Genomic DNA, 3,453 nt, shown 5'->3' on the forward strand with positions numbered 1-3,453 from the left:
CTGTAATTACAGATGCTGCAATGGCCATGAGTTCGGTATCAATGATTACCATTTTATCTGTTGAAACGCTGGCGGACAGGTATTTAAAACACTGTTCTCTTTTTTGCCCAAGGAATTTTTTATGCTGACGACTATTGTTCATATCAAAGGAATGTCCTGCGGAGGTTGTGTCAACAGTATCAAGACCGTACTGGGAAAAATACCAGGGATCAACAGTGTTGAAGTATCTCTCACTGATGGACAAGCAGTAATTCAACACCATGAGCCTCTCAAAGAAGAAGTGGTCAACCACGCAATAGAAGGTGCCGGATTCGAAGTAATCAAACAGTAAATTCCCTACGGTTTTTTATTTACCATCCTGTACTCTGTTGCCCGCAATAGAGTTACTGCAACTATTCTGCTTATAAACATTTCTTTGTCTGTCTCAAGCATGAACGATACGAGCCAAATCCTGTATCATCGCGCTTTTAACCCAATCCGTTGGCATGAAAACCATTTTTCTGGACTTTGAAAAAGGTATTGAAGAATTTGAGGCAAAAATAGAGCAGTTGCGCTTTGCCCAAGATAATTCTGCACTGGATATCTCAGCTGAAATTGCCCGTCTCCAAGCAAAAAGTCTGGGGCTGACCAAGAGTGTCTATGCAAAACTCACACCCTGGCAAATTTCACAGGTGGCACGTCATCCACAACGTCCATATACGCTTGATTACGTACAACATCTATTTACAGATTTCGAGGAACTGCATGGTGACAGAAATTTTGCAGATGATCAGGCTATCGTAGGTGGATTGGCAAGATTCAACGGACAGACCATCATGGCTATCGGGCACCAAAAAGGTCGGGATACCAAGGAAAAAATTCATCGTAATTTTGGTATGCCCAAACCCGAAGGATACCGAAAAGCACTCCGGCTGATGCGCCTAGCTGAAAAATTCTCGATCCCGCTGATCACGTTTATTGACACTCCAGGTGCCTATCCAGGAATAGATGCCGAAGAACGCGGGCAATCGGAAGCCATTGGTAAAAATCTGTATGTTATGGCAGGACTGAGAATCCCCGTCATCTGCGTTATCATCGGTGAAGGAGGGTCGGGAGGAGCATTAGCAATCGCCGTAGGTGATATCAGTCTGATGCTGCAATATTCGACTTATTCAGTCATCTCACCCGAGGGATGTGCTTCTATTTTATGGAAAAGTGCGGATAAAGCGTCTGATGCAGCCGAGATACTAGGTATTACCGCAGATCGGCTCAAAGAAATGGGCTTGATCGATAATATCATTCCCGAACCCACTGGCGGTGCGCACCGCGACTATCCGGTAGTAATGCAATCTGTCAAACAGACGTTACAAGAATCACTCCGAAAACTACAGGATATTCCCTTAGAGACGTTGCTGCAGAAACGTCTTGATCGGCTGCTGGGATATGGCAGATTCAAAATCAATCAGCCCGGCTGATATAACTTACCGCTTTTTTCATAATCTGCGCGCACAAGTACGGCCTGGTGATCGCCTTGCAGTTGCCCTCAGTGGCGGCGTAGATTCGGTGGTATTACTGCATCTGCTCACAACGTTTTCAAAATCAATGCAATTGGATGTATCAGCAGTCCACGTCGAACACGGTATCAGTGCATACTCGGGTGAATGGAGTACTTTTTGCCAATCGCTCTGTAACAGCCTCACCATACCCCTATCCATACACCGTTTAAAGATTCGCAAACAGTCACAGGAAAGTCTGGAAGCCATTGCCAGAGAGGCTCGCTATCAAATCTTCAAGCATATCCAGGCAGACTATATCGTGCTGGCCCAGCATCAGGATGATCAGGTCGAAACACTGATACTGCAGCTGCTACGAGGTGCCGGCGTCAAAGGGCTTAGTGCCATGCCAACAGTCAGATTACTTGAACCGGACAAAACGATCAGGCTATTCAGGCCTTTACTCAATATTCTACGCTCGGAGATTCTGAATTATGCCAAGTTGCATGGTTTGTCATGGGTTACTGACGAAAGCAATCTGGATACGTCCTATGATCGTAATTTTTTACGACACCAGATTCTACCTTTACTGGAACAACGCTCTCCGGCTTACCGTAAGACACTGTTCCGATCCACTCAGCACCTTGGTGAAGCAGCTCATTTACTGGATGAACTGGCAGAAATCGATGCTAAAAATATAATGATTGCCGACAAATTAAGTCTGCAAGGGTTACGCAAACTTGGGCCTGCCCGTGCCAAAAATTTGCTGCGTTATCTTCTGGTACAGCGCTTGATCCGGCTACCAAATTCCACCAAACTAGAAGAAATTCTACGTCAGTTGAACGTCATCCAATCCGACAACCGCTTCCGATTTGTTGTGGATACTCTCGAAATTCACTGCCACCGCGGGTTGATCGAGTTTTTGCCTGCTGATTCATCCCTGGAACCAATCGCACCCGTAGTCTGGCAAGGTGAGCAACATCTGGTTATCGAATCATTGCAAGGCGTGCTCGAGTTCACACGGCAAAACAATATGGGAATCGATCCGGCCAAATTGAGCGGGCGGATCGTGACGATCCGTTCGAGATCCGGAGGAGAACGATTTCAGCCGAATTGTAAACGTCCCCGCCGCAGCCTGAAGAAAATTTTGCAGGAAACCGCACTTGCCCCATGGGTACGCAATACTTTGCCACTACTGTTCTGCGAAGATCAACTCGTCTGGGTAGCCGGAATCGGGATCGACTGTAATTTTCAGGTATCAGAAGGAGGTATCGGACTGGTTGTAACCTGGCATCCCAGCCAGATTAACCAGATTTCAATTCACTGATATGGCAGCTATCCCGAATGATCGGTAGTACCAACTTTACAGAGGGAACAAAACGTATGCCGGATCGGATGACCCCAATAAAAATTCTGCTCTTTGGCAAAAACGGCCAGGTTGGCTGGGAACTACAGCGCAGTTTGGCCCCGTTAGGAAAGTTGATTACTCTGGATAGACGAGATTTGCACTATTGCGGCGATCTGGCAAATCCAGCAGGAATTGCTCATACGCTGCAAACCATCCATCCGGACATCATTGTCAATGCAGCAGCATATACTGCAGTTGACCAAGCAGAAAATGAACCGGAGCTGGCTTTTCGTATCAATGCCGAGGCACCCGAATTACTGGCACGGCAGGCTGAACAAATTGGAGCCTGGTTGATTCATTACTCTACCGACTATGTATTCAACGGCAGTGGTAATTATCCTTGGCGGGAAATAGATCTTACTTCCCCCATCAATACTTATGGCCTCAGTAAATTACGGGGAGAAGAAGAGATCCGAAAATCAAACTGCAAATATATGATCCTGCGTACCAGTTGGGTCTATGCCGCTCGCGGAAAAAATTTCATCAAGACTATTCTGCGACTTGCCCAGGAAAAAGAACAACTGACAATCATCGATGATCAGATCGGAGCACCTACCAGTGCAGAGCTGCTAG

At 46.5% G+C, this 3,453-nt stretch carries 4 protein-coding genes; all 4 read left to right on the top strand.

Features of this window, described 5'->3' with window-relative positions; all coding sequences use genetic code 11:
- Positions 1-121: 121 nt before the first annotated feature.
- The gene (locus tag ABUL11_RS04185; RefSeq protein WP_350282607.1) at positions 122-331 is read left to right on the top strand and encodes a heavy-metal-associated domain-containing protein; all 210 of its coding nucleotides are present in this window, start codon (positions 122-124) and stop codon (positions 329-331) included.
- Between the two features lie 154 nt (positions 332-485).
- The gene (locus ABUL11_RS04190) at positions 486-1,454 is read left to right on the top strand and encodes an acetyl-CoA carboxylase carboxyltransferase subunit alpha (protein WP_350282608.1); all 969 of its coding nucleotides are present in this window, start codon (positions 486-488) and stop codon (positions 1,452-1,454) included.
- Positions 1,423-2,799: a tRNA lysidine(34) synthetase TilS gene (gene tilS, locus ABUL11_RS04195; RefSeq protein ID WP_350282609.1), complete on the top strand. Its 1,377-nt coding sequence runs from the start codon at positions 1,423-1,425 to the stop codon at positions 2,797-2,799. The genes ABUL11_RS04190 and tilS overlap by 32 nt, the downstream gene beginning before the upstream one ends.
- A 68-nt stretch (positions 2,800-2,867) precedes the next feature.
- Positions 2,868-3,453 (top strand): dTDP-4-dehydrorhamnose reductase (gene rfbD, locus ABUL11_RS04200; RefSeq protein WP_350282610.1); only part of this gene is annotated, 586 nt, incomplete at its 3' end.

Origin of the sequence: Nitrosomonas sp. (assembly GCF_040256045.1) — a bacterium.
Classification (GTDB): Bacteria; Pseudomonadota; Gammaproteobacteria; order Burkholderiales; family Nitrosomonadaceae; genus Nitrosomonas.